The following is a 23,678-nucleotide window of genomic DNA, read 5'->3' on the forward strand; positions in this document are numbered from 1 at the left end:
TCGGCCGCATACTGTGCTTTCTTCTTAGCTCCCGTAAATGTAGGAATTGCAATGGCTACCAAAACGGCGATAATACCAATAACAATCAACATTTCCATTAATGTAAAACCTTTTTTGTTTTTTACTTTAAATGTTTTATTCATATTCATCTACCTCCCTTTTTGTCAAGTAAGTCTATATATTCGTTGTGAGCGGGTTCTCACAAATGAATAGCAACGTATCATAATCAAGCTATGGAAATATATAAAATCATATCTTTTTTTAGCGTATTGTCTATATTCCTCCATAAAGAGAAAACATTGGTGCATAAACTGAAATAAGAATAAAGAAAACAATCATTGCCAAAACACAAATGATAATAGGCTCAAGAAGTGTCACCATTCTTGAGGTTGTTGTATCAATTTCATTATCATAAAACTGTCCTATGGTATCCAAGGTTGCCTCCAGAGAACCCGTTTCTTCTCCCACAGCGGTCATTTCCACCAAAAGCTGCGGCAGTTCCGTTCGATTATGTAAGCTGTCCCCAAGGCGTTTTCCCTCTTCCAACATTCCAACCGTTTCCAAAACCTGACTGCCCATATAATCATTATCCAGAACTTTTCCCGTAATGGATACCGCCTCCATCACAGGCAAACCCGCCTCCAGCAGGGTAGCCATGGTGGCTGCAAATTGGGAAGCTTGCTTTAACGCCGCTAACTTACCAAAAATGGGGATTCTTAACTTGAACTTCTCAAGTTTTATATGCCCCTCTTCCTGTTTATCAAAAAATTTATAAACAGCCAAAAGAAAAGCAATAAAAGCAAACAGTACAATCCAATAATTCACAAAGAAATTTGACATTCCAATTAAAAGCTTTGTTGGCAAAGGAAGATCCATATTAATATCGGCAAAACTGCTTGTAAAAACAGGGACGGCTTTCACCATAATAATCACAATTACAATAACTGCCACAATCATGGTAAAAGCTGGGTAAACCATGGCATTTTTCACTTTTCCCTTCATTTTTGAACTTTTATCAAAATAGTCATGAAGTCTGCGAAAAGCATGCTCCAACGTTCCCGATTCCTCTCCTGAACGCACCGTTTCAATAAACGTAGCCGGAAGTTCGGGGCCTTTCGACAGAAAACTTTTTGCCAGACTTTGACCTGCTGCCAAATCCTTAGAAACCCCATCCAAAATAAGTCTAAGTTTTTTGTTCTCTGTTTGAGCTGCAATCATTTCAAAAGCCCGAAAAATGGGAAGCCCTGCACCTATAATAATAGAAAGCTGAGAACAAAGAATAGACAATGCCTTTTCATTGATTTTTCCAGTGACAACGTTTCCCTTCCCAATTCTCACCTCGGAAATACTTGTTACAACCTCATAACTTTCCTTTATCTTATTGATAGCCTCAAATTCATCAAAAGCCTCAACAAAGCCCTCCACCTCAGCGCCTTTTTGGGAAACAGCCTTATATTTATAAGTGAGCAATCACATCACCCCTTTCTATTTGCCATACTTCTATGTGATGTTTCTTTTCATGAAATCTAAATTTTTTGCCGCAAACAAGGCTGTTTTTGTTGATATCTTTTTATCTCGGTACAACTTAATAATTGCATTATCCATGGTAACTGCACCTTTATCGGCAGTTGTTGAAATCACGTTGTCTATTTGCGGAGATTTCCCCTCTCTGATAAGATTTCTTATAGCCGCATTAACTAACATATATTCACACGCAAGGATACGACCATTGCCATCTTTTTTGGGTAAAAGCTGTTGAGATAATACTGCCATAAGGGTTAAAGAAAGCTGTAGGCGAATTTGCTGCTGACGTGCCTCGGGAAAAGAGTCAACTATACGGTCTACCGCTTCTGAAGCAGAACCCGTATGCAAAGTTGTCAAAACAAGATGACCTGTTTCCGCAGCCTTTAAAGCCGTTTCCATTGTAATGGTATCCCGCATTTCACCAATTAAAATGACATCCGGATCTTCTCTTAATATTGAGCGAAGCCCTGTTTCATAGCTTTTGGTATCTCTGCCAACTTCCCTTTGGTTGAAAATGGACATATCAGGCTCATAAATATATTCTATAGGGTCCTCCAGTGTAATCACATGGCAACCCCTTGTATGATTAATCCGATCAATCATAGATGCCAACGTCGTTGATTTACCTGAGCCTGTCTGCCCTGTAACAATTATAATTCCTCGTTTTAACTCCGTCAGTCTGTCCACTCCATCAGGCAACCCCAGTGTCTCAAGTTTGGGAATTCTATCATTCAAAAGCCGAATAACCACAGAGGTATGTCCCTGCTGCCTAAATAAGTTTACACGCACACGCACCCCTTCAATGGTTCTGGCTAAATCCATTTCTCCCGCTTCCAAAAAATCATCGTATCTGTATCTGGCCAGTTCCATGGCATAGTTATCACAATCTTCGTCGTTTAGTACAAAATCGGCAATAGACTCCAATTCCCCAGCCACACGACATTTTGGGTACAGCCCAAAAATCAAATGGATATCCGATGCTTTTTTTTTGTTTGCATAAATAATCAGATCATCAATTCTCATAGTCATAATCCTCTGTATTTGTTATTCTCTTTGCCTCTTCAACCGTGGTAATCCCTTCAAATACAAGCTTTCTGCAGTTATCCGCCAATGAAACAAAGTCCTTATTCATATATATGATATCCGCTATTTCTTCCCTTTTTGCCCCATTGGAAATGGCATTTCTTAGTTTTTTGTTTATTACCAAAATTTCAAAAACTGCAATTCTCCCTCGGTAACCCGTACCAAAACAATGAGGACATCCAGCACCTCGATAAAATTTATAATCTTCATTAGGGGAAAGACCAATGCTATTTAAATCCTCAGAAGATGGGGCATATTCCTCACGGCAATGGGTACAGATTTTTCGCACAAGACGTTGGGAAATAACACCGTTGAGTGCACTGGAAATAAGATATGGCTCTACCCCAATATCCAAAAGCCTGTCCAACGTAGAAACAGCACTATTGGTATGAATCGTTGATAAAACCAAATGCCCCGTGATTGCCGCTCTCATGGCGATTTTCGCTGTTTCGCCGTCACGAACTTCCCCTACAGCAATGATATCCGGATCCTGTCTTAAAATGGCTCTTAAACCACCGCTAAAAGTCATTCCCGTCTTTTCATTAATCTGAACTTGGTTAATCCCCGAAATATTATATTCCACGGGATCCTCAAGAGTTATTAAATTGCTTTCTTCTGTATTTAACTCACGAATCATAGTATACAACGTTGAAGTTTTTCCGGAACCCGTTGGCCCAACAATTAACACGACGCCACCGTTTTTTTTATTGATTAATTGCATATATTTTTGCAAATCCCGTTCTTTTAAGCCGATTCTTGTTTTATCCAAAAGCTGTGTATTTTTATCCAGCAAACGAATTACAAATTTTTCACCATAAATTGTGGGTAACGTAGACATACGCAGATCTATATCTGAATTTTTGACTCTGGCATTGGATCGCCCGTCTTGAGGAATTCTGCGCTCCGTAATATCCATTCCACCCATAATTTTGAGACGAGACAAAAGAGAAGCCTGCAAATCCTTAGGCACCGTCATAATATGGCGAAGCAAACCATCAATACGCATTCTTACCCGAACTTCTTTTTCATCGGGCTCAATATGAATATCGCTGGCATGTTCGCTTACCGCCCATTCAATTAATGAGTTAACCAAGCGAACAGTAGGCGCCGATTGTTCATCACTGTCAATAACATTGGACACAAAGGAATCTATCAAAACAGTACCAAAGAGTGTATCATCTATCTCCCGTTTCATATCTTCAATGGCTTTTGTGGCACTTTCATTGCCATATAACAAAGCAATATTCCTTTGTATAGAATCCTCTGTTGCGATGAGGGGTACAATTCGTTTTTTGCTTACCGCCTTCACATCTTCCAACGCCATAAAATTAAGCGGGTCACTCATTGCAACGTATAAGCTATCTCCTTCCAATTTTACCGGCACAAGTCCATAGTTATTTGCGATTTTTTTGGGAATGAACTCTGAAAGAGAGCCAGGTATGGTAACCTTTGATAAATCAATGGAATCCAACCCCAGCTGAAGCTTTAACGTCTCAATCAGCTGTTCCTCGGTGATAAATTCCTCCTCAACGAGCTCCTTCCCCAATCTGTTCTTTGTTTCTTTTTGCTTTTTTAAAGCATATTCCAGTTGTTCTTTAGTAATTACGCCTGTTGCCGTCAGCATATCACCTAATCTTTTAAACTTCATTTCTTTTTTCGCCCCCTTCCTTGGTTCAACTTAATGTACGGAAATAAAAATCATAGCTTTTCTCCAAAGCTGCGTCTTCTTTACTTTGTATTACATAATTTCCTGAAAAAACACCATCGCTATAATTTAATGTGAATGACTCTATTTCCATAGATGAATAAATCCCTCCGCTTAATAACAGTGTCAAAGACGGATCGGATGCATCATCAGCTTCTTCATCCGTCAAATTTAAATAAAGCCAACCATCCTTTAACACCAAATGCCCATTTACCATGCTGTAATTTGTATTGGTAAATTGAACGGTTCCATCTTCCTCGCTGATAGACGAGGAATATCGTAAAACATCCGACAAAGCGGTATCCAGGGTAGCAGCCAACACATCTCCTTCTGAAACAAACAAAGACCTTTTATAAATACCGGCCGCCGCCTTTACACCCGTTGAAATTCCCACTGTCAACAGAGCAATAATTAACAATGCCACCATGGATTCAAAGAGGGAAAACCCCCTTTGATTGATCAATTTTTTCATCCCTGCCATGTTAGATTCCCCCCGTCTTTGATTGATAGGAGGTTAAACCCACACCATCGCCATAAAAATCAACTTGATAGTGATATGTATTTCCACCACTTTTTATTGTAACTTCCCCCGAAAAGGGAACTTCTCTTTTTTCAACCCCTGCCAGTTCATCACGATATTTTGTGTCGACAGCTTCAATTTCTTGATTCATCCGAATCGCTGTAGCAGATACTTCTGCCAAAAGCATGGCAGAAAGGGTTAAAATAAGAATGGCCACTAACGTTTCAACTAGGGTTTCGCCTTTTGTGTTGGCTTTTTTCTTTATACCACTCAAGGGAACACCCCCTTTGTAATGGTTCCCCCATCATATGTTATTTGGGTTTGTATTGTATAAACCGTAATATCATATGTTTTAGGCACCCACTCCCACGATATCGTGCCGTCTTCCTCTTCAACTTGTTTATAAACCTCATGGGTGTCTGCATCAGGATTAATTTCCATATCCGCTGAATCTTTTGAAGGCACATTGACCCTTGCCTTAAATATCACAGTCATTGCGTTGCTCTCCTGCCCACTATCCTTCACGGTTAATGCGCATGTTAGCAAATAAGTTTCCGAATTCAACGACATAACCACCTTAACATCAACCATTCCTTCTCCCGAAATGATAAGCTCCTTCGTCAACACCTTGTCAACGACAACCGGGGGCATATATTGGGTATGGGAGGTAAACGCCTCATAAACCATATCCTCCAAATCTGCCCTTATTCTGGCTTCCACACCTGCATTATAGTCCATTGCAGGAGAAATCTCAGCCTGATCATTATGCTTCTCGGGTCTAATATTTAAAAGCTCACCGTAGCATTCATATACTGTGTTTGTTTCCCAGCCGGTATACTCTATGCTTCCAATAATATCCTTTAATAAATTTGCTGCGGAGCTAACAGAAAGAAATTCCTTTTGATTGCTTTCCCGTTGACGTAATTTGTCCCCATTTGCCGTGGCAGAACTTAAGATTGCCGAGGCAACCATAAAACAAACAAAAAAGAGCATCAAAGCAAGTAAAACAGAGGTACCCTTTTGACTATTTAATTTATTTTTCAAATATCTCATAAAGCACCTCTATCTTAATTAAGATCTATAACGAAACGACTGATTATGATAATCAAAAACATATTCGGTATCATCATTTTTATTTCGCAACGTAATTTTTTGCAAATTATAGTACCACGTATCCACCCAGAAAAGATTTGTCGTTAGTCCATTTGCATTGCTATTCATCAATTCAACACCAGAGCTATCTGTTAGAGGAATGTTTTTTTCATATGTCCAACCACCGCTGGTATATGTATATTTTGCTTCCCAACTGGATAAATCCTCAGCAAAGGCACTATCAAACACTATACCGTAATATTCGTAATTATAATATGTATCAGCACTCCCTTGTTTTTGAAGTTTCAATTCTGACATATCATTCAAATCAATAACCACTCCATTTGCATAGTAGCCACTATTGTTGCCATTTTTCTTATAATAAAGTTTGAAAACGCCTACCTTGCCCCCGCCTGTTGCCAGCGGCCAATCTCCGCAATGATCCAAAGCAGATATTCTGGAGTAAGGATAGTTGCTATTCATGGTATTGGCCCAAGTGGCCCCTTCATTCTCCGTTGTCCAAACCCCATTGGTAAATACTGTTTTCATTTGACTGAGCTTTTTACTGGTTCCAGCTGAATTGAGAATATTATTATTTATACTGTTGTCTTTTGCCCAAAAACACGAGGTATTAATGCCAACTGAAGAAACAGGTGCAAAACCATAGCTTTGTTTTCCCTCTACTTTCATAAGCGTATAGGAATTCTGAACACTCGAACCGGAAAAACTGTTTCCAATAAAGCCTGATGCATCTGCATTCCCTGAAAATGCCTGACCTACTGCATAGCAATTTGAAATATCCCCTCGATTTCTCAAAACAAAACCTGCTGTTTCTCCCTTATCATTGGAAAGATTAATATTGGAATATGAGGTTGTAATCAATCCGTTATTTTCAAAAACAAAACCTGCATTTCCATAATTCGTTTCTGTTGTCCTAATTTCTCCTGTTACAAAACAATTTTGTATCGTCCCATTATTGGCTAAAGCTACCGGTGCCAGCTTATCCGCCATACTACTCAAATTTACACCAACTAAAGCCAAATTTCTTACCATTCCATCTTCGTCGATGGTACCAAATAAAGGCCGAGTCAAACCAAAAATATGATTTCCGTTGCTACCGATTTTGTAGCCGTTATCCGTTTTTTCACTGCCGCCAGGAACGTATCCGCCTTCAAATACATATCCTGCGTTTGTAATATTTCCGATATCGGCATCTGCTGTAATATCATGATCCAGCTTGATATACCATCCGGAAGGTGCGGTATCCATGTTTTGCAGCTGGCTGGCTGTACGCACCTTAAGGGGTAATGACGGAGATGCTTCCAAAGCCTTCGTTGAAAGAGCATTAGCATAGGCCGAATTAATATAAATTGTTTGTTTCACAGGGAATCTAACTGCCCCTTCTGTCTCATCATACCGGAATTGAATTTCTTTGTTTTTTTCATTCCTTTCCGGCAACAACAGGCTTTCGCTAAACTGGTTTAAAGTATACAGGTCGTAAACACCTTTATTTACAGTGATACCCCTTTGTAAAATTCCTTCCGTCACAAGGGGCGTATCATCTACTGTAAATGTGCCTTTATCCTCAGATAAATCAAGAATACCGTACCCCGCCATTGTAATGGTTTTATTGTTTATTGCGTCAAATGTGCCTACATCAGTCAAACCCTTATTCCCATTTATAAAGCTGCAAGCAAATGTACCATCAGAATACATCTCATAGTACGCCAAATATCCCGAATCTTTTACGGTTGATTCGTAATACCAGTCTCCATAATGAACATAATCTCCTGTTTTAGGATCAGTAATCACCGCAGGAAAAGAATATGCCAACGACGCCAATGATACTGACCACGGATGTGTATTGGAAGAAGTTGCACGCCCCGAGGCTTTTGCCGTAGCGCTTGAAGCAAGGGTTAACGAAGTTAGCTGAGAAAAATCTAAATCCACAGAAAAATCCGTTCCATATAATGTAACTTCCCTATCCACAGTATCCGTGAGAAAATATCCGTTCTGAATACTCATCTTATCTTGTTTGTTTACAACAGCATAGGGGGTTCCACGAATCTCCCCATTTTCCCAGGTACAATAGGAATATACATTTTTAATTGGCATATCTCGATTGCGGGATTGTCCGCTGGTGTAATAAGCACCATAAATATCATCAAATCCGGCACAAATCCCCGCCAAATTTGTCCTTGCCGAACCTGTGTCAACAGCTGTAACCACGCCTCCGGCATAGCAGTTTGTAATACTGCCTCTTGCATTGATTGAACCTACCAAACCACCGATATATCGTGTTTTATTTCCGCTGTTTTCAGCAGTTACCAGCTTGTTTACCGCACTGGAATTTTCAATCTTACCAAAATTGTACCCTACCAAACCACCCACAGCACTTGGCTGATTTGCGCTGCCATCTGGCGAATAGCGCACCGTATACCCTGATACTGAACAATTTGTTACAGAGGCATAAACGTTATCACTATATTCGCTCCCGCTATCCACATAAACTAGGCCTGCCAATGCCCCTACACCAGGATGTTTTGAACTATCATTATATTTAGATACCACATATCCCGAGTTATTTTCAGGATCAGAGGCAACCATTACAATGTTTTTTAATACTGCCTTTTGTACCTCCCCAAAAAGACCTGTAAACTGATATTTGTCTGCCTGTGAGGTAACACACCGATAATCAACAATCTTATATCCTTGTCCATCATAGCTGTTTCTAAAGTTACTTGGCGTATAGGTATCACCATTGGGGTCCGTAAAGGGCTGCGAGTTGGGTCGTCCTATGGGTCTGTTGCGATAAGCATTCCCACTGGATGTATCCATCAAATCATAGCTTATTCCACAATAGTTTTTTGTATATACAGCAAAATCAATATCATTTTCCTGCCTGAAATAATACCGTGTATCCGTGCTGTCCGTCCATTTCGTGGTATTCCAATAATACGCCGCACGGGCAAGGGCATTCATATGTCGTGGACTTCTAACGGAAATAGGTCTTTCCTCTCCTGTTGGATTCTTTGGTGTAGCCGCAGCTGTTGAGCTAATATCCGGATTAATTGCATTTTTTGCAAAATCAGGGCAATAGAAAAATGTATAATTTTCAAATGAAGCCAAATTGTTAACATAGCCTGTAATTGTAAGGCGATCGTAAAACCTTGCCGCTGTATTTCGATCCGTCATCTGCAAGGAAAAAGGAAGCTGAAAGACCTTTGCATTGGAAATGGTATATTTGGAACCATCCACGGTATTTGAAAATTGCAATGAAACCCTGTCCGTAATTTTTACGGCTTTATTCACTCCCGGTGTGGTAGCAACATCTACAGTTACCGTTCCCGTACCAGGATAAAGGTCAGCATTCAGGCGATATGTAAATTTAGACAAAGAAAAAATTGTCATTAAGGCGTATCCATCCTCAACGCAAGGTTCCTCCCGCAGTGTATTTACCTTCCAACTATTGATCCCGCCTGTATCCAGGCCATCCCCTTTTGCCATAAGGCTTGTTTCCGCATAATAACCATAATAATTTCCGTCAACATCGGCTGTTGCGTATCTCTCATAATAAACCAATGATGTTTGCAATTTTAATTCCGCAGGCCAATTCCCATAATGGGGTAAAATCGTTCCGTCTTCCCTTGATAGCATTTGGAATGGTATGCTATTGCCAACCAATTCATTTTCGTAAGGATGACAATCATCGGACTGATTGCCTGATATCTTTAAATCAGGGAATCCCTTTGCCATAACACCTGTCAAATTTAATGTATAATCATAATTATAGTTTGCCTGCCTCAAAAATTTGCAATTACGAAAAGATGTAGCTGAACTTCCGGCAAAACCACCAGATGTTCCTGTATCTGAAGTTCCATCACTTCTTTTCACAATACCATAAGAATTGCAGTTTACAACACTACCGTTAGCAATGCTTCCTGCAAAACCACCCCCATATACAGGAACAGTTACATCAGAAGTCGCATAACATTGGTTTATTACCGTATTCGCCACTCTACCGGCAAAACCGCCCCCATAGCTTGCTTTTGCATTAATACTCCCGGATGCATAGGAGTTGAGAACAGAACCTCCACTATATTGACCGCAGAATCCGCCTATATAAGAATTACCGAAAACATTAACGGCAGCAAAAGAACCTTTTGTTATTGTTGCGCCACTGATACGTCCCACCAAACCGCCTACATAATCGCTGCCCGTTATTTTATAACGTGCTACACATTCTGCCATATCCGTAAGGGGTCTTTGATACGCATCTCTTGTTTCAAGATAAACGCCGCAGTCGATAATACTTCCACCCTGAATTTGCCCTGCCAAGGCACCAACATAAGCATTTCCCAAAACACTAAAATTTACCAAGTTCATATTTTTCAACGTACAATTTTCCAGGGTGCTAAATAACCCCACATTGTTCGTTCCTAATATATTAAAGTTCAATAATTCATTATGGTTTCCATCGAAGGCAATGTTATTCAGCAAAACGGTATTTTGGATGGGCTCAAATCCCCCTGAATACGGAATTATTCCCGATTTACTGGGAATGAGTGCATCACTATCCCAATTATTATAGTCATAATCTATTGCCTTTGTCTGGTTTATTGTTACTTCGTTATCGCCTACAGGGGAATAAGTAGATGCCCGTAAATTATCTAAATGACGTACATAAGCAACAGATAAATTACCCTTATCATCTTTTGATGCAAAAAGGCTGTTTACCCCAGGTGCTAAAGCGCTTCCTGTAATAGTCGCTTCTTCATTCGTATATGTCATACTAACGTTTACGGTGATATTATCCCCAGGTGTAAGCTTTCCTTGGGTAATATTTTTAAAGCCTTCCGCATCCCCACGGATACTATCCAGCAAAAACTTAACTTTTACTTTATCACGACTAATCCAAAAGTCTTTTCCGCCTTTTAAATCCACGGAAAAAACATGGTTCAAAGGATCTTCCGGAAGAAAACTTTCATCTGTCACCGTTATTGTTAGCACAATATTATTCTGTGTTTTAATTAGTTTTCTCATCTCACTGCATTCAATATCAAGATATAAATCTTCTTTATTGATAACACTTACAGTGGGCATAAATTCCCCAGGCAAATTAGCGATTGCAGAAAGCTCCGAAACGCCACCGTAATATCCGATCATTTTTTCTTTTCGGTCGCTTTTGTTTCGTGAATGAAGCTCCTCAATGTCATCATATGTAAACACCTTCTCCGAATAAAAAACACCATATACATCACCGGTTTCTGGATTCAGTTCCACCAAAAAATGTCCGTTTATTTCCATGGATGCCATTAAAACAGAATCCTGACCTACGATATAGTCAAGTAAAATCGTATCTGAATCGGTAAAATAATAAAGTTTTTTCCAGTCATCTGTATCCTTATCATAATCCTGAGGGAACCGATCCAACATGCCTAATCGCCTTTCGCCATAATCAGCTTCAACCTCCTCAAGAAAAGTGCTTAAAGTGCCAACGGATTTCATCGTCGTAAGCTTATTTTGGGAAACAAGATAAATCTGCCTTGCAAAATCATCATATTTTGTTAGTTCAAGGTTTTTTCGAAGACTTCCTATCGCAGGAATCGCAATGACCGATACAATAATTAAAATTGCAACAACAACCAGCATTTCAGTAAGAGTGTACCCATTTTTTTCTTTCTGCAATAATTTATTCGTCATGGCACCCTCTCTCTTTTAAAATGTTGATAAAAACTTCGAAAGCACAGAAAATAGTTACAATAATGTTGTTGGTATTGTAACAAAAATCAATTCAGAAAACAACAAAAATACCTTAAATTTTACATTTAAAGATAAAAAACGCCATTATTCTACATTTATTTTTAACAGTTCTAAAATATTTTGATTTATCTTAAATGAATTTTAAAATCCTACTCATTGATTGGTTTAGAAAATCAGACCCAAATATCTATTTTTATTTTAAATCAAAACAGATAATATAAGTATTTTAGCCCTTTTGTAACAGGTGAGTACGTATCAAGAATAGAAAAAAAAGCATTGAAAAAACTCAATGCTGTGCTAGAAGATTAAAACAGGGCTTCGCCCTGATACATATTAAATTTTTCCATAAAAAAAGCAGGTCAAAGACCTACCTTTCTTACTTACCCTCTCCAAAATGATTCCCTTCCGCAATAATTCGCAGATTATTTTTCAAAACTGCAATTTCCTCGTCAGAAAAACACTTCAAAACTTCCTCGTTAACATCATCAATGATTTTTGTTATCGGCCCTTCTAATGCCTTTCCTTTTTCCGTTGGAACAACTCTTACTTCACGTCTATCTTCTTTGTTGATTACTCGGTCAATCAGACCTTTTTTCTGCATACGATCCAACACACCTGAGATTGTAGATGTCTCTAAACAAAGAATTTCAGAGATTTGCTTTGGGGTAGCAAAATCCCTTTGCCATAAACAGCTTAGTACACCATACTGAGAAGGCGTAATATCATGCTCTGACAACTTAGAGTTCAAAAACTGAAAAACAGAATGCTGTGCCGTAGTCAATAAATAGTTGATACACTGTGTTAATTCCATAAGCTTTTCCTTTTCCTTTTTATCAATATCTAATATATAGAATAGCTGTATTTCGGACAAAAATCAAGTTTTTTATTTAGCGTCCAACACAATTTTGCGCAACATGTCAAACTTTTTTACTGGTTTTGAGAACAAAATTCGTAAAATTTGCTGAGGATGAGGGGCACAATCCACAGGAATTTCCTTTTCATCCCACATTTTTGTAACGGTCATGGTAAAGGCCTCACTCTTTGCCGGCATAACTTCAATTTCATCCCCCACGGAAAATTTATTTCGCTGTTCCACAATGGCAATGCCTGTATCAGGGTCACTGTCCTCCTGTACCATACCAATAAAATCGTATCCCCGAATATAGGTGTTACTATTATAAATTTGTTGATTACCATCGGGTTTTTGAAAATAGAACCCATCCGTATAGTCTCTGTGACTGGCCTTTGACACTTCTTCCAAATAATATGGAAGATTTTTCTCATACAAGGAAGGATCCTTTACATAATCATCAATTGCCCCACGGTATGCCTTAACAACCGTACCAACGTAAAACGGCGTTTTCATACGGCCCTCAATTTTCAGACTCATGATGCCCGATTCTATAATCTCGGGAATATGTTGAATCATGCATAGATCCTTGGAATTATAAATATATGTGCCTCTTTCATTTTCCTCTATGGGCATATATTCACCCGGTCTGGTTTCCTCAACCAAATGGTACTTCCATCTGCAAGGATGAGAACAAGCACCTTTATTTGCATCCCTACCGCTTAGATAGTTGCTTAAGAGGCATCTTCCGGAATAAGAAATGCACATAGCCCCATGAACAAAGGCTTCAATATCCATATCCTGGGGAATTTTATCTCGAATCTCCTTTACTTCTTTGAAAGAAAGCTCTCTTGCCAAAACAACTCGTTTCGCCCCAAGCTGATACCACATTTTTGCGCTCATATAATTGGTATTATTTGCTTGCGTAGAAACATGTATCTCCATATTGGGAACAGCTTCCCTTGCCGCGGAAAACACCCCTAAATCAGAAATAATCAACGCATCTGCGCCAATTTCTTCAATTGCCTTAAAATACTCCGCCATTCCTTCAAAATCGGCATTATGAGCAAAAATATTCGCCGTAATATAAACTCTTGCACCATGGGCATGGGCAAACTGTATTCCTTCAGCCATAGTATCCAAATCAAAGTTTTTAGCCTTAGCACGTAAACCATAGGCTTCTCCACCAATATATACTGCATCTGCGCCGTACAATACCGCAATTTTTAATTTTTCCAAATCCCCTGCGGGAGCCAAAAGTTCTATCTTATTCTGTTTCCACATTTTTCATTTCTCCTTCTGTTTCCTTTGTTTTATAGCACAAAGCCATGCCATCCCCAATGGGAATGATGGAAGTCTCCAAGGCATTATTGTGGGTAATATCCCAAAGGAAAGTCCGTAACCGTTTATGGATGGTACGCTGTCTTCTTGGCACGCTGAAACGGGTTTGTGCAATGGTACCCCCTTGTAAAACATCATCCACAATCAAAAGTCCTCCCACCGGCATAAGGCGCAGACAGTGGGGCAAAAAACTATGATATTGACCTTTCGCTGCATCTAAAAAAATAACATCGTATGGCCCTTTCAAGGTCGGCAATATATCTGCCGCATCGCCCTCTAAAATTTTAACGGAATCCTCAAGGCCCATTCGTTTAATATTGGGACGGGCATCTTTCAGCATAACCTCAAAGCGGTCAATGGTGGTCACCGTGCCGCCTGGTTGTAAATAACGACTCATCAATCCTGCAGAAAAACCAACCGCTGTACCAATTTCCAAAACATGCTTTGGTTGTTTCATGGAAAGCAAAACGCTGATTAAGCGGGCTGTTTCCAAGGGAACAATGGGTACCTCCGCCGCATTTGCCTCCCTTTGTATTTCTCCTAATACGCCATCATACATAGGTTGTATGGTGCGCAAAAAAGTATTCATAGTTTCATCTGTTACATAATTCATTCCATTCTCTCCTATAGTTAATTGCCGCTTGCCTTATAGTTTGCCTTGGCCGTTAAAAATTCATCATAAGTTTCGCAATAAACATGGTTATCCTTTCCCTTTGCCTCAACCACATAATATAAATATTGATTGTCTTCCGGATAAAGTGCGGCTTTAAAGGATAGTTCTCCGGGGTTAGAAATAGGCCCTAAGGGAAGCCCCGACACTTTATAGGTATTATAAGGGGAATCATACTGTAAATCAGCCGTGGTAATATCTTCTTTTACAAACCCCATGGCATACAAAACCGTAGCATCCACCTGCAAAGGCATACCCTCTTGAATACGATTATAAATTACCCCTGCCGCCCGAGGACGTTCCTCGTCCAGCTTAATTTCTCTTTCAATGATAGAAGCAACGGTTACCAGCTCGTCCAAGGTATGACCACTTGCCGCCACCGCATTTTGATACTCTGTTGTATACATTTGTTGGAATCGGTTCAGCATTGCATTAATCATTTCGTGGGCAGTCGTTTCCTTTGTTAAATAGTAAGTATCGGGGAATAAATATCCCTCCAGCTTAAACTCTCTATCCGGCAGATTTTTTACAAGCTCAAAATCAAATACCCCGGTGTTACACTCCTCAATAAATGCTTCTGCTGTGCAAATACCTGCTTCCTCGGCTTTTTGGGCTATCTGTTTGGTTGTATATCCTTCGGGAACAGTAAATTTGATATCGTTAAACACTACTCCCGTTTGGAGCAATTCCATAATTTGTGAATCATTTAAACCTTTATCAATTTCGTAAGTTCCCTGCTGATAGGTTCCGTCATAACCATCAAGCTTACTGCTCAAACGAAACATTAAAGCATTTTTAATAAGCTTATTCTCCTTCAAAATATCAGCAATATCAGCTGTAGAACTGCCTTCGGGGATGGTTACCGTTACCGTCTCTCCTGTCAATACCGCTTCTTCCACGGAGGACATCATTAGACTTTTGGTTAACCCAAAGGAAACAAGCCCAATGACAATTGCAATAATAAGGAACAAGCCCCAACGTATCAATTTCGTACGCCGCCGTTTTTTCTCCCTCTGCATCCGTCTTTGGGATTGCCTTTTTCTTTCTCTATCATAATCCATTTCTTCACTCATGGTAATTCTCCTTTCCTGAGCCTCAAATCTGTTCTATTATACAATCTTATTCCCTTTCACACAACAAAAAATTCCAATCTAAAACCTATCGTAAATTTCTTTTTCACTTTTCTTAATCATCTTGCAGAATGAATTATTCTTGGTATAATAAATACAGGGTTGATTATGGAACCTTGAAAACCTCAATTAAAATATGTTTTATCAAAGCATTTTAACAATTTGAGCAGCTTATTTACTTTTAAAATATTTGCCAAAATCTGATTCTCTTTGGAGGCAAAACGTTTCATAAACTCAATGCCTTTTTGGGGAATATCGGTTTTGGTTCTTTTCATATGATTGGAGAACACTATGAATTATCAACAAAGTATAGAATATTTGGAAAAAGAAATTGGTTTTGCATCCTGCCCGGGATTAGAAAGAATCATGCAATTAATGAAAAAATTAGGGAATCCGGAAAAAAAACTTAAAGTTATTCATATTGCAGGAACCAACGGTAAAGGCTCTGCAGCAGCAATGCTTTCTTCTGTTTTGCAAGAGGCAGGCTACCGTACCGCCTGCTATACCTCTCCCCACCTAGATAGCTATAATGAGCGATTTCTCATTAACGGTCAAGAAATCTCAGATGATTCCTTTGCGGCAATCATGTCAAAAACAAAAGTGGCATGGGAACAGTTAGTCGCCGAAGGAAAAGATGCTCCTACCCTTTTTGAGGTGGTCACCGCAGCTGCTTATCTTTATTTTGCAGAAGAAGATGTGGATATTGCCATTATGGAGGTTGGCCTTGGCGGTAAATATGATGCCACAAATATCATAGAAACGCCTATCTTAAGCATTATTATGTCCATTAGTATGGATCACACAGATTTCCTGGGAAATTCCATCGAATTAATTGCTTCAGAAAAAGCAGGTATCATTAAGAAAAATTGTCCCGTGGTGTTGTATTCCCAGGAGGAAATAGTATATAATATTGTAAAAAATAGGGCTTATACTTTAGATGCTCCTCTTTTTTGTACAGAAGATGCTGAAATAAAAATTTCCTCCCAAGCTTTGGATGGGACTATTTTTGATGTAAAAAGTACAGAATTTAGCTATAGAAACTTATTTTTGCCTTTATTGGGAAAACACCAAATCCAAAATTGTGTCACGATTTTGGCAGCCTGTGAAGTTTTGAAAAAATATGGTCTTTTTTTAGACCAGAGTCATATTCACCAAGGCATAGCAAAAACATTTTGGGCGGGAAGAATGGAAATTTGCAAAAAAGCACCTTTGGTTGTCCTTGATGGTGCCCATAATACAGATGGGATTCGTCGCTTGGCGGAAAATGTAAAAATCTATTTTGAAAATAAAAAAATTACCCTGATTCTAGGGGTTTTAGGAGATAAAGAATATGAAAAAATGGCAGAGTTAATATTACCCTTTGCCTATCAGGTTGTCTTAACGGAACCTCATAGTGAGCGAAAATTAGACGCCGAGAAATTAGCTCAAGTTGTACTTCGTAAAGATCTACCATTCTATATTGAACCAGAAATTGAAAATGCCTATCAAAAAGCATTGAAAATAACCGATGAAAACGAAGTGATTCTCTGTTGTGGTTCTCTTTATATGATTGGTACTTTACGTTCCTATATATTGTCCATTGAATAAGGAGGTTATATTATGTTCAATTTCAAAGATGAGCTTTCAAGATATCAGCCTATCCTAGAGTTGGATCAGATCGAGGATGCGTTGCAGCCTAATCAATTAAAAGATCTGGTTGATATTTTGGAACATATTGCAAAAGATAAAAAAATCGGTGCTTCCCAGGAATAAATAAAGGAGCGATGAAAATGAGATGCCCGAATTGCGGATATGATTTTTCCGAAGGCTATCTTTGCCCAAAATGTGGGATTGATACCTTTGTTTTTCTTAGAACAAGAAATCTTTCTGTTTCTTTATATAACGAAGCATTAGAAATGGCAAAAGAAATGGATCTTTCAGGAGCAGCAGAAAAACTGGAACAAAGCATTCTTTTTGATAAAAATAATATTCAGGCTCAAAACCTTTTGGGGCTGATTTATTGTGAAACCGGCAGAATTGCCGAAGCTTTAAAACATTGGATTATCAGCACTTCTATCATGAAAGAGAATAATCCTGCTGCTGGTTATATGGACTTTTTGCAAAAAAACGGTCGTGAGATGGAAAAATATAACGATGCCGTTGTCATGTATAATCAGGCACTGTTATACCTGAATCATGGCAGTGATGATATGGCGATTATTCAGTTAAAAAAAGCCATCGACAGTAACCCTGATTTTATTGATGCTTATAACTTGCTTACCCTGTGCTGTATTGATGAGAACAATTATAAACGGGCTCAGCATTTTATCGACATTGTGTTGAAAAAGGATAAGAAGAACCCAAAAGCTTTAAAATACGCAAAAATAATTGGCGGAGGTACAACAAGCGGAATTCGAAAAAAGGCTCGTGCTACGGAAAACAAAGAAGAACCTGTGGCAAAAACAGTCCCTTTGAAAAAAACAGACAGCGCCCCACCAATTCCCAGATATAAACGAAAGGAAAAGAAAATAGGGGTTTTGGAAAAAAGAGATATTATTTCGTTCCTACTTGGCATCCTTTCTACGGCAATTGTGATTTTGGTTTTAATTATGCCCGCTATCAACGAAGTAAAAGATAAGTCAATTGTAGACCTTCAAACAAAAGTGGACAACTACGCCGGGGAAACCCAAATGACACCCGAGGAAGTTTTGGCTATGAGAACGGAATTGGAAACATTGCAGGAAGAAAATAAACGTTTGCGCAGCGAAGAAACAAAGCAGGCTAATCTGGAGTTACTTCAAACAGCCGTATCTCAAATGACGGATGGTGATTTCGAAAGTTGTGTTGCCACACTGGATCGAATTGATACCATGGGCTTTAGCGATGAAGATATTGCAAAATATAATTCAATAAAAGCAACAGCCTATCCCAAAGCTGCAGATAGCCTTTATACAAAAGGCAAAAGTGATTTTTTAAGCAATAAATTTCCAGAAGCAAAAACCAACTTGGAAAGTGCCTTAAAATATGCATCCGGTGATAATTTTATTGATGATGCTTATTTCTATTTGGGTAAAATTGCAGAAAACGATGGGGATAAAGAACAAGCTAAAACCTATTATCAAAAAGTCATTACTGAATATCCTGACTCAAATCAACTTGCAAACGCAGAAAATGCATTAAACCAACTTGCTGAATAAAAATAAAGCACCTCAGATTTATTCTGTGGTGCTTTTTATTACTATAAACCCTGTTTTTTCTTTAAGTAATTCTTTACTAAAATAAAAAGAATTACAACCAAAGCAATACTACCCGACAACTGCCACTGATAAGCTTTCAAAAACTGTTTACAGATATCCCAATGGCTGCCTAAAAAATATCCTGCGCTAATTAATGCTGTATTCCAAATAAAAACGCCAACTGTCGTATAAATGAGAAACGGTACAATTGGCATTTTCGCTAACCCTGCGGGAAAAGAAATATATGTACGGGCGATGGGAAAAAGTCTGGCAAAAAAAACGGATTCTTTACCATATTTCTCAAAAATACTTTGTGCTTTTCCAACCCCTAGGGCAACACTTGCAAATCGTTCTGCAAGCTTTTCAAACATATTTCCTCCGATTCTACCCACCAAATAACAAGCAGTGGTTCCAATCATGCCGCCTAGCGTTGCAATAAATATGGCATAAAACAAGCTATAATGATTAATCGCAATCATATAACCAATAAAAGGCAGCAGAATTTCACTGGAAACAGGAAAACACCCATATTCTAAAGCAGTAGCAACAAAAATCCCTCCCGCTCCTAATTCAATAACCAATTGTTTTATGGCCTCCAATAAATTCATTTCTCACCCTCCTCCCCTTTTAGGATATGAAGAGATAATGAAAAATAAGACAATGTAATGTATTGTCTACTAAAATGTTTCTATAAGATTAGATTTTACGCAAAAGCTGGATAGATACTTCTTAAAGAGCATCACATCATCCTAAACGACAAAAAAGCCCGACTGACAGAAATTTTATTTTTAAATTCCTGTAACTCGGGCTTCTACCATTTACAAAACTTTTATTATATTCGAAAACAAAACTTAATTCTCGTATTCTCTTCCCCATATCCCCTTTGTGTTAGATAAGTCGTGCAAACTAAACATATATTTTTCAATCATTTTAACGGGATAATAAGCACGTTTTGCCTTCCGCATTCCTTCAATCCCCATATCCTCTTCACGATTGATAAGCTCCACATCCATGCACTCATTTTTTACATACTGCTGGTTAATCATGGGGTAGATCCCTCCATAGGAAGCCTCAGCCTTTTCAATATGCACCAGCTTCATATGGGGCTGTAATCTTTCCCCCACAGTAAAAGCAACCAATTTACCATCAATAAAAATAGAACCCCCATCCAATGCTAATTCCTTCATATGGTTCAAAGCCAAAAGCACAGATTTTCTTTCTTCCTTTAATTCTGCACTTTCTTCTTCCTTTTCCTCTTGCCATTGGTCATAAAGAGCCATACAGTGTTGAATCATAGAGGAATCCAGCTTCTTATATTCATAATCAGGATAGAGGGAAAGGAATTTATTGATATGATTTCTCTTTGCATGAAGTTTTTTGCCCTTCAGCGTTTCCAATTTTTCACGTTCATAAACATAATCCCAAGCAATATCCGTAGGTTGCACAAATAACTCAGGACAAGCTTTTTTCATCATTTCACAAAAAGGTGCGGATACAGAGCGGAAGGTTGGCTCAACACCGCATTTTTTCATATAATCTATGGCATCATAAACAGCCTTGCGATAATTTATCTCAACCCCAAATTTGGGAACGGGAGCCCAAAAATAAACAGGAACTCTTTTGAAATCTAATTTAATATAAAGCACATTATCTTTTTCAGCGTATTCCATTTTTCTGTCAGTACCCCAAATAAACATATTCGCAAAAGAAAGGTCTGAACATTCTGCCCCCCAAGGTTTTGTGTAACTTTCAATCAAAGCCTTTTTCTCTATGGTAATTGGTTTAAATACAAAAGAATTTGTCATTTTTATTTCTTTTGTTTCTTTTTTTTCTTCCGTTTCAATTTTATTCATACACTGCGTCTCTGGCATACAATTGCCTCCAATTTTAATATTCATCAATAATATAACATTTACATTTGGGTAATACTTGGTTAATAAAATCATATCCATCTCGGCGATAAATTGTGACAAACTGACTGAAATCTTCCAGGGAAGCATAGCCCATTATCACACTCAGGAAATGCCCGGCGTCTATTTTTATAGCCGGCTTTTCCGCTACTTTTCTTCCATCAAAGGAAAAAATACCGTTGTTTTCCGATACGATAGGATCATAAATTTCAACATAAAATGGACAAGATATTTCCATTTTTTTTAGAATTTGACTGATATTGCAAACACCGGCAACACCCTTTGGACAAAGTTTTTTCTGTCCAAATTGCTGGGGAATTTCTACATCCGGTGGTAGTTTAACAGAAATCTCTCTACCCTTTGCAGCTAAAAATATTTTTTCAATTAAAGCATTATAATATCCGTCATTCGCTACGGCTTCGGGACAAATTAAATGATTTTCCATAGGGTAAAAAAAAGCATATCCTTGCATTTTCCCATCTGTTAAAGTAATACACTTTCCTCCATCCGAGGCATAATCATCACATTTACGTAAAAACTCTTCTTTTGTTCGTCTTACAGCACCACTATACTTTTTGCCTATATTTTTTTCATATACAGGATATAGTTCCTTCCATTGTGTTTTTTCGACAAAAACACAATTTCCCTTGTTCTCATCTTTCCGCTGTCCCATAAAATATAAAGCGTCCGCCACAGGATAATGCCCGTAAGGGAAATAGCTCTCCAATATGGCAGGTGTATGTACCGCAAGCAGTACGCCTTTATCCCGCATAAGATTCATGGCATAGGTGAAAATTTTACCCATGTACCCCTTCTTTCGGTGGTCAGGATGAGTGGATACACCACAAAGCATAACACCGTTTAAATCCTTTCCACGAACCCGTATTGTATATGGAACCCCTTGCATAGCACTCAGAATTTCTCCATTCTTCTCCAAACAAACAGAATAATCAGGAAAAAATCTATTTTGAAAAAGCCAGTTACAAAAATCATCGCTATCCCCGAAGCAAACCTTCCAAAGATGATAAAAACTTTTCTCATCTTTCTTATTTGCCACTCGTACCAATTCGTTGTTCTCCATAATTGCTCACTCAATTCCACATAAATTACCTTCTCATACTATTTTACTAGACAAAGCACAAAAAATCAACCGATAATAATTATCAATAAATAATTTTTTCGATTATTTTTTTGTACACTTTCACAAAATTTTCTTCTTTACAATAAGAACCTATTTCTTTTATCGGAATCCAAGCTACGTCTGAATTCTCATCTTCTTTTACGGTCAGCTTCACTTTTTCATTTGCAAGAAAGACAAAAGTAGCGTTAATATGCAAATGATTTGGAACAAATACCTCTTTTTTATAATGGCCTGCAACCAAAAGAATATCCAGCGAGAGTATCTCTTTAGATATGGGAGTTGCATCCACAACGCCCGTTTCTTCCTGCAATTCTTTTCTGGCAACATATAAAAGATTTGATTCTCCATCGGCATGACCACCTACACAAGCCCATGTATCAAAAATATTATGTTTTATCATCAAAACCTTATTTTTCTTTTCATTTAAAACCATTGCTGTTGCCGTTGCATGAACAAATTGGGAGGAACGAAACAAAACTTTTTCCTTGGTTTGTTCCAACAAATCTAAAATCGCCTGTTTTTCTTTTTCCTCTTCCTTATTATACGGCTGATATTTTTTAATTAACTGAAACATGTTCATATAATTCATCCCTCCAATATGCGACAGCCTTCTTTCCAAATCTTTTTAAAAGCCGATGGCAACGCATATTCCTGCTCTATCGTTTCCTTTTCCAGCCAAAGAAATGTTTTATTTTCGTTTTCTTTTACATCTACAAAATAACAATTCATATGCCATTCTATATGGGTAAAAATATGCTTCTGAGGTTTCATCTCTTGTATTTCACCACTTATAATTCCCCATTCTCTAAGAGCAGCAGGCAAAGCCAAATCCAGATTACAATTGGGTAATTGCCACAGACCGGAAAGAAGGCCTTTTTTTTCACGCTTACCCATAGCAATTTTCCCTTTCTCCCATAAAAAGAAAACAGAAAGGTACTCTTTTTTCCGTTGCTTCTTCGGACTTTTTACAGGAAACATCAATACCGTATTTTTCCTGTAAGCCTGACAATATTCCCTTATAGGGCAAACCTGACATTTGGGCATACCGTTTGGTAAACAAACTGTGGCTCCAAGCTCCATTAATGCTTGAGTAAAGGTTCCTTCCTCCCCCCGAGGCATCATTTGCTGAATTTCATCCTCCCAAGCCCTTTTTGTAGAACCCAAAGTAATATCTCTGGAGTCCGCCGTCAATCGTGACATCACCCGCAACACATTGCCATCCACAGCTGCATACGGTAAGGAAAAAGCTATGGAGGCAATGGCTCCGGCTGTATATGGACCGATTCCCTTCAAATTTCGCAGAGCATGATAATCCGCCGGTAAATTCCCATTATAAACCTCAACTACTGTTTTTGCCGCTTCTTGCAAATTTCTCACTCTGCTATAATATCCCAGTCCTTCCCATAGCTTTAGAAGGGTTTCTTCCTCAGCATTAGCCAAGGCTTCTATGGTAGGACAAACTTGAATAAAGCGCTCAAAATAGGGTTTTACTGCTTCAACACGGGTTTGCTGTAACATTATTTCCGATAACCAAATATAATAAGGGTCTTTTGTCCTACGCCAAGGTAAGTCTCTGGCATTTTTCTTGTACCATTGTATCAATTTATTCGAAATCAAATACTCGTCCATAAGAACTCCTTTACAAAAAACAAAGAAAATTTCTGAAATAATAAAAACGCTTTCTTAGGTAATCCTTGAAAAAGCATCTGTCTACCATATCTTATACCAAACAGC

Annotated in this window: 20 protein-coding genes; 3 read left to right on the forward strand and 17 right to left on the reverse strand. The window is 38.4% G+C overall.

Annotation, left to right across the window (positions count from 1 at the left end; genetic code table 11):
• The 12 genes from P9Q65_RS13470 to mltG form a co-directional block, all read right to left on the reverse strand.
• Nucleotides 1-149: type II secretion system protein (locus tag P9Q65_RS13470; protein ID WP_442870850.1), on the reverse strand; the 149-nt coding region annotated here is incomplete at its 3' end.
• 124 nt (nt 150-273) lie between these two features.
• Nucleotides 274-1,470 (reverse strand): type II secretion system F family protein, encoded by a 1,197-nt coding sequence (locus P9Q65_RS09485; protein ID WP_304509179.1) that lies wholly within the window; start codon nt 1,468-1,470, stop codon nt 274-276.
• 30 nt (nt 1,471-1,500) lie between these two features.
• Nucleotides 1,501-2,547 (reverse strand): type IV pilus twitching motility protein PilT, encoded by a 1,047-nt coding sequence (locus P9Q65_RS09490; protein ID WP_304509180.1) that lies wholly within the window; start codon nt 2,545-2,547, stop codon nt 1,501-1,503.
• Nucleotides 2,537-4,255 carry a GspE/PulE family protein gene (locus P9Q65_RS09495; protein ID WP_304509182.1) on the reverse strand — a complete coding sequence of 573 codons (1,719 nt, stop codon included), beginning with the start codon at nt 4,253-4,255 and terminating at the stop codon, nt 2,537-2,539. Before P9Q65_RS09495 ends, P9Q65_RS09490 begins: the two co-directional genes overlap by 11 nt.
• 25 nt (nt 4,256-4,280) lie before the next feature.
• Complete coding sequence (locus tag P9Q65_RS09500; RefSeq protein WP_304509183.1) at nt 4,281-4,793, reverse strand: type II secretion system protein; 513 nt, start codon at nt 4,791-4,793, stop codon at nt 4,281-4,283.
• A gap of 1 nt (nt 4,794) precedes the next feature.
• Nucleotides 4,795-5,106, reverse strand: a complete 312-nt coding sequence (locus P9Q65_RS09505; protein ID WP_304509184.1) for a type IV pilus modification PilV family protein — start codon at nt 5,104-5,106, stop codon at nt 4,795-4,797.
• A complete protein-coding gene (locus P9Q65_RS09510) occupies nt 5,103-5,885 on the reverse strand; it encodes a hypothetical protein (RefSeq protein ID WP_304509185.1) in 783 nt (260 codons plus the stop codon). The genes P9Q65_RS09505 and P9Q65_RS09510 overlap by 4 nt, the downstream gene beginning before the upstream one ends.
• An 18-nt stretch (nt 5,886-5,903) precedes the next feature.
• Nucleotides 5,904-11,627, reverse strand: a complete 5,724-nt coding sequence (locus P9Q65_RS09515) for a GLUG motif-containing protein (RefSeq protein WP_304509187.1) — start codon at nt 11,625-11,627, stop codon at nt 5,904-5,906.
• 436 nt (nt 11,628-12,063) lie between these two features.
• Complete coding sequence (locus P9Q65_RS09520; RefSeq protein WP_304509188.1) at nt 12,064-12,498, reverse strand: MarR family winged helix-turn-helix transcriptional regulator; 435 nt, start codon at nt 12,496-12,498, stop codon at nt 12,064-12,066.
• A gap of 72 nt (nt 12,499-12,570) precedes the next feature.
• Entirely contained in the window at nt 12,571-13,821 is a 1,251-nt protein-coding gene (locus P9Q65_RS09525; protein WP_304509189.1) for a peptidase U32 family protein, read from the reverse strand.
• Nucleotides 13,805-14,491, reverse strand: coding sequence for an O-methyltransferase (locus P9Q65_RS09530; protein ID WP_304509190.1), 687 nt, complete (start codon nt 14,489-14,491; stop codon nt 13,805-13,807). Before P9Q65_RS09530 ends, P9Q65_RS09525 begins: the two co-directional genes overlap by 17 nt.
• A 17-nt stretch (nt 14,492-14,508) precedes the next feature.
• Nucleotides 14,509-15,621 carry an endolytic transglycosylase MltG gene (mltG, locus tag P9Q65_RS09535; protein WP_304509191.1) on the reverse strand — a complete coding sequence of 371 codons (1,113 nt, stop codon included), beginning with the start codon at nt 15,619-15,621 and terminating at the stop codon, nt 14,509-14,511.
• 348 nt (nt 15,622-15,969) lie between these two features.
• Between mltG and P9Q65_RS09540 the strand changes: the two genes are divergently transcribed.
• From P9Q65_RS09540 to P9Q65_RS09550, 3 genes are read left to right on the forward strand one after another with little or no spacing between them, the layout of a single operon-like run.
• Nucleotides 15,970-17,265 (forward strand): bifunctional folylpolyglutamate synthase/dihydrofolate synthase, encoded by a 1,296-nt coding sequence (locus P9Q65_RS09540; RefSeq protein ID WP_304509193.1) that lies wholly within the window; start codon nt 15,970-15,972, stop codon nt 17,263-17,265.
• 12 nt (nt 17,266-17,277) lie between these two features.
• The gene (locus P9Q65_RS09545; RefSeq protein WP_304509195.1) at nt 17,278-17,430 is read left to right on the forward strand and encodes a hypothetical protein; all 153 of its coding nucleotides are present in this window, start codon (nt 17,278-17,280) and stop codon (nt 17,428-17,430) included.
• Nucleotides 17,431-17,447: 17 nt separating this feature from the next.
• A complete protein-coding gene (locus tag P9Q65_RS09550; protein ID WP_304509196.1) occupies nt 17,448-18,854 on the forward strand; it encodes a tetratricopeptide repeat protein in 1,407 nt (468 codons plus the stop codon).
• Nucleotides 18,855-18,895: 41 nt separating this feature from the next.
• Here P9Q65_RS09550 and P9Q65_RS09555 read toward each other — a convergent pair whose 3' ends face one another.
• The 5 genes from P9Q65_RS09555 to mutY form a co-directional block, all read right to left on the reverse strand.
• Nucleotides 18,896-19,501: a DedA family protein gene (locus tag P9Q65_RS09555; RefSeq protein WP_304509197.1), complete on the reverse strand. Its 606-nt coding sequence runs from the start codon at nt 19,499-19,501 to the stop codon at nt 18,896-18,898.
• A gap of 243 nt (nt 19,502-19,744) precedes the next feature.
• Nucleotides 19,745-20,764 (reverse strand): DUF2156 domain-containing protein, encoded by a 1,020-nt coding sequence (locus P9Q65_RS09560; RefSeq protein WP_304509198.1) that lies wholly within the window; start codon nt 20,762-20,764, stop codon nt 19,745-19,747.
• Between the two features lie 16 nt (nt 20,765-20,780).
• Complete coding sequence (locus P9Q65_RS09565; RefSeq protein WP_304509200.1) at nt 20,781-21,884, reverse strand: GNAT family N-acetyltransferase; 1,104 nt, start codon at nt 21,882-21,884, stop codon at nt 20,781-20,783.
• An 82-nt stretch (nt 21,885-21,966) separates the two neighbouring features.
• Nucleotides 21,967-22,524: an NUDIX hydrolase gene (locus P9Q65_RS09570; RefSeq protein ID WP_304509201.1), complete on the reverse strand. Its 558-nt coding sequence runs from the start codon at nt 22,522-22,524 to the stop codon at nt 21,967-21,969.
• A gap of 5 nt (nt 22,525-22,529) precedes the next feature.
• Entirely contained in the window at nt 22,530-23,573 is a 1,044-nt protein-coding gene (gene mutY / locus P9Q65_RS09575) for an A/G-specific adenine glycosylase (RefSeq protein ID WP_304509202.1), read from the reverse strand.
• Nucleotides 23,574-23,678 lie beyond the last annotated feature (105 nt).

This window comes from Anaerotignum sp. (genome assembly GCF_030625865.1).
Taxonomy (GTDB): Bacteria; Bacillota; Clostridia; order Lachnospirales; family Anaerotignaceae; genus Chakrabartyella.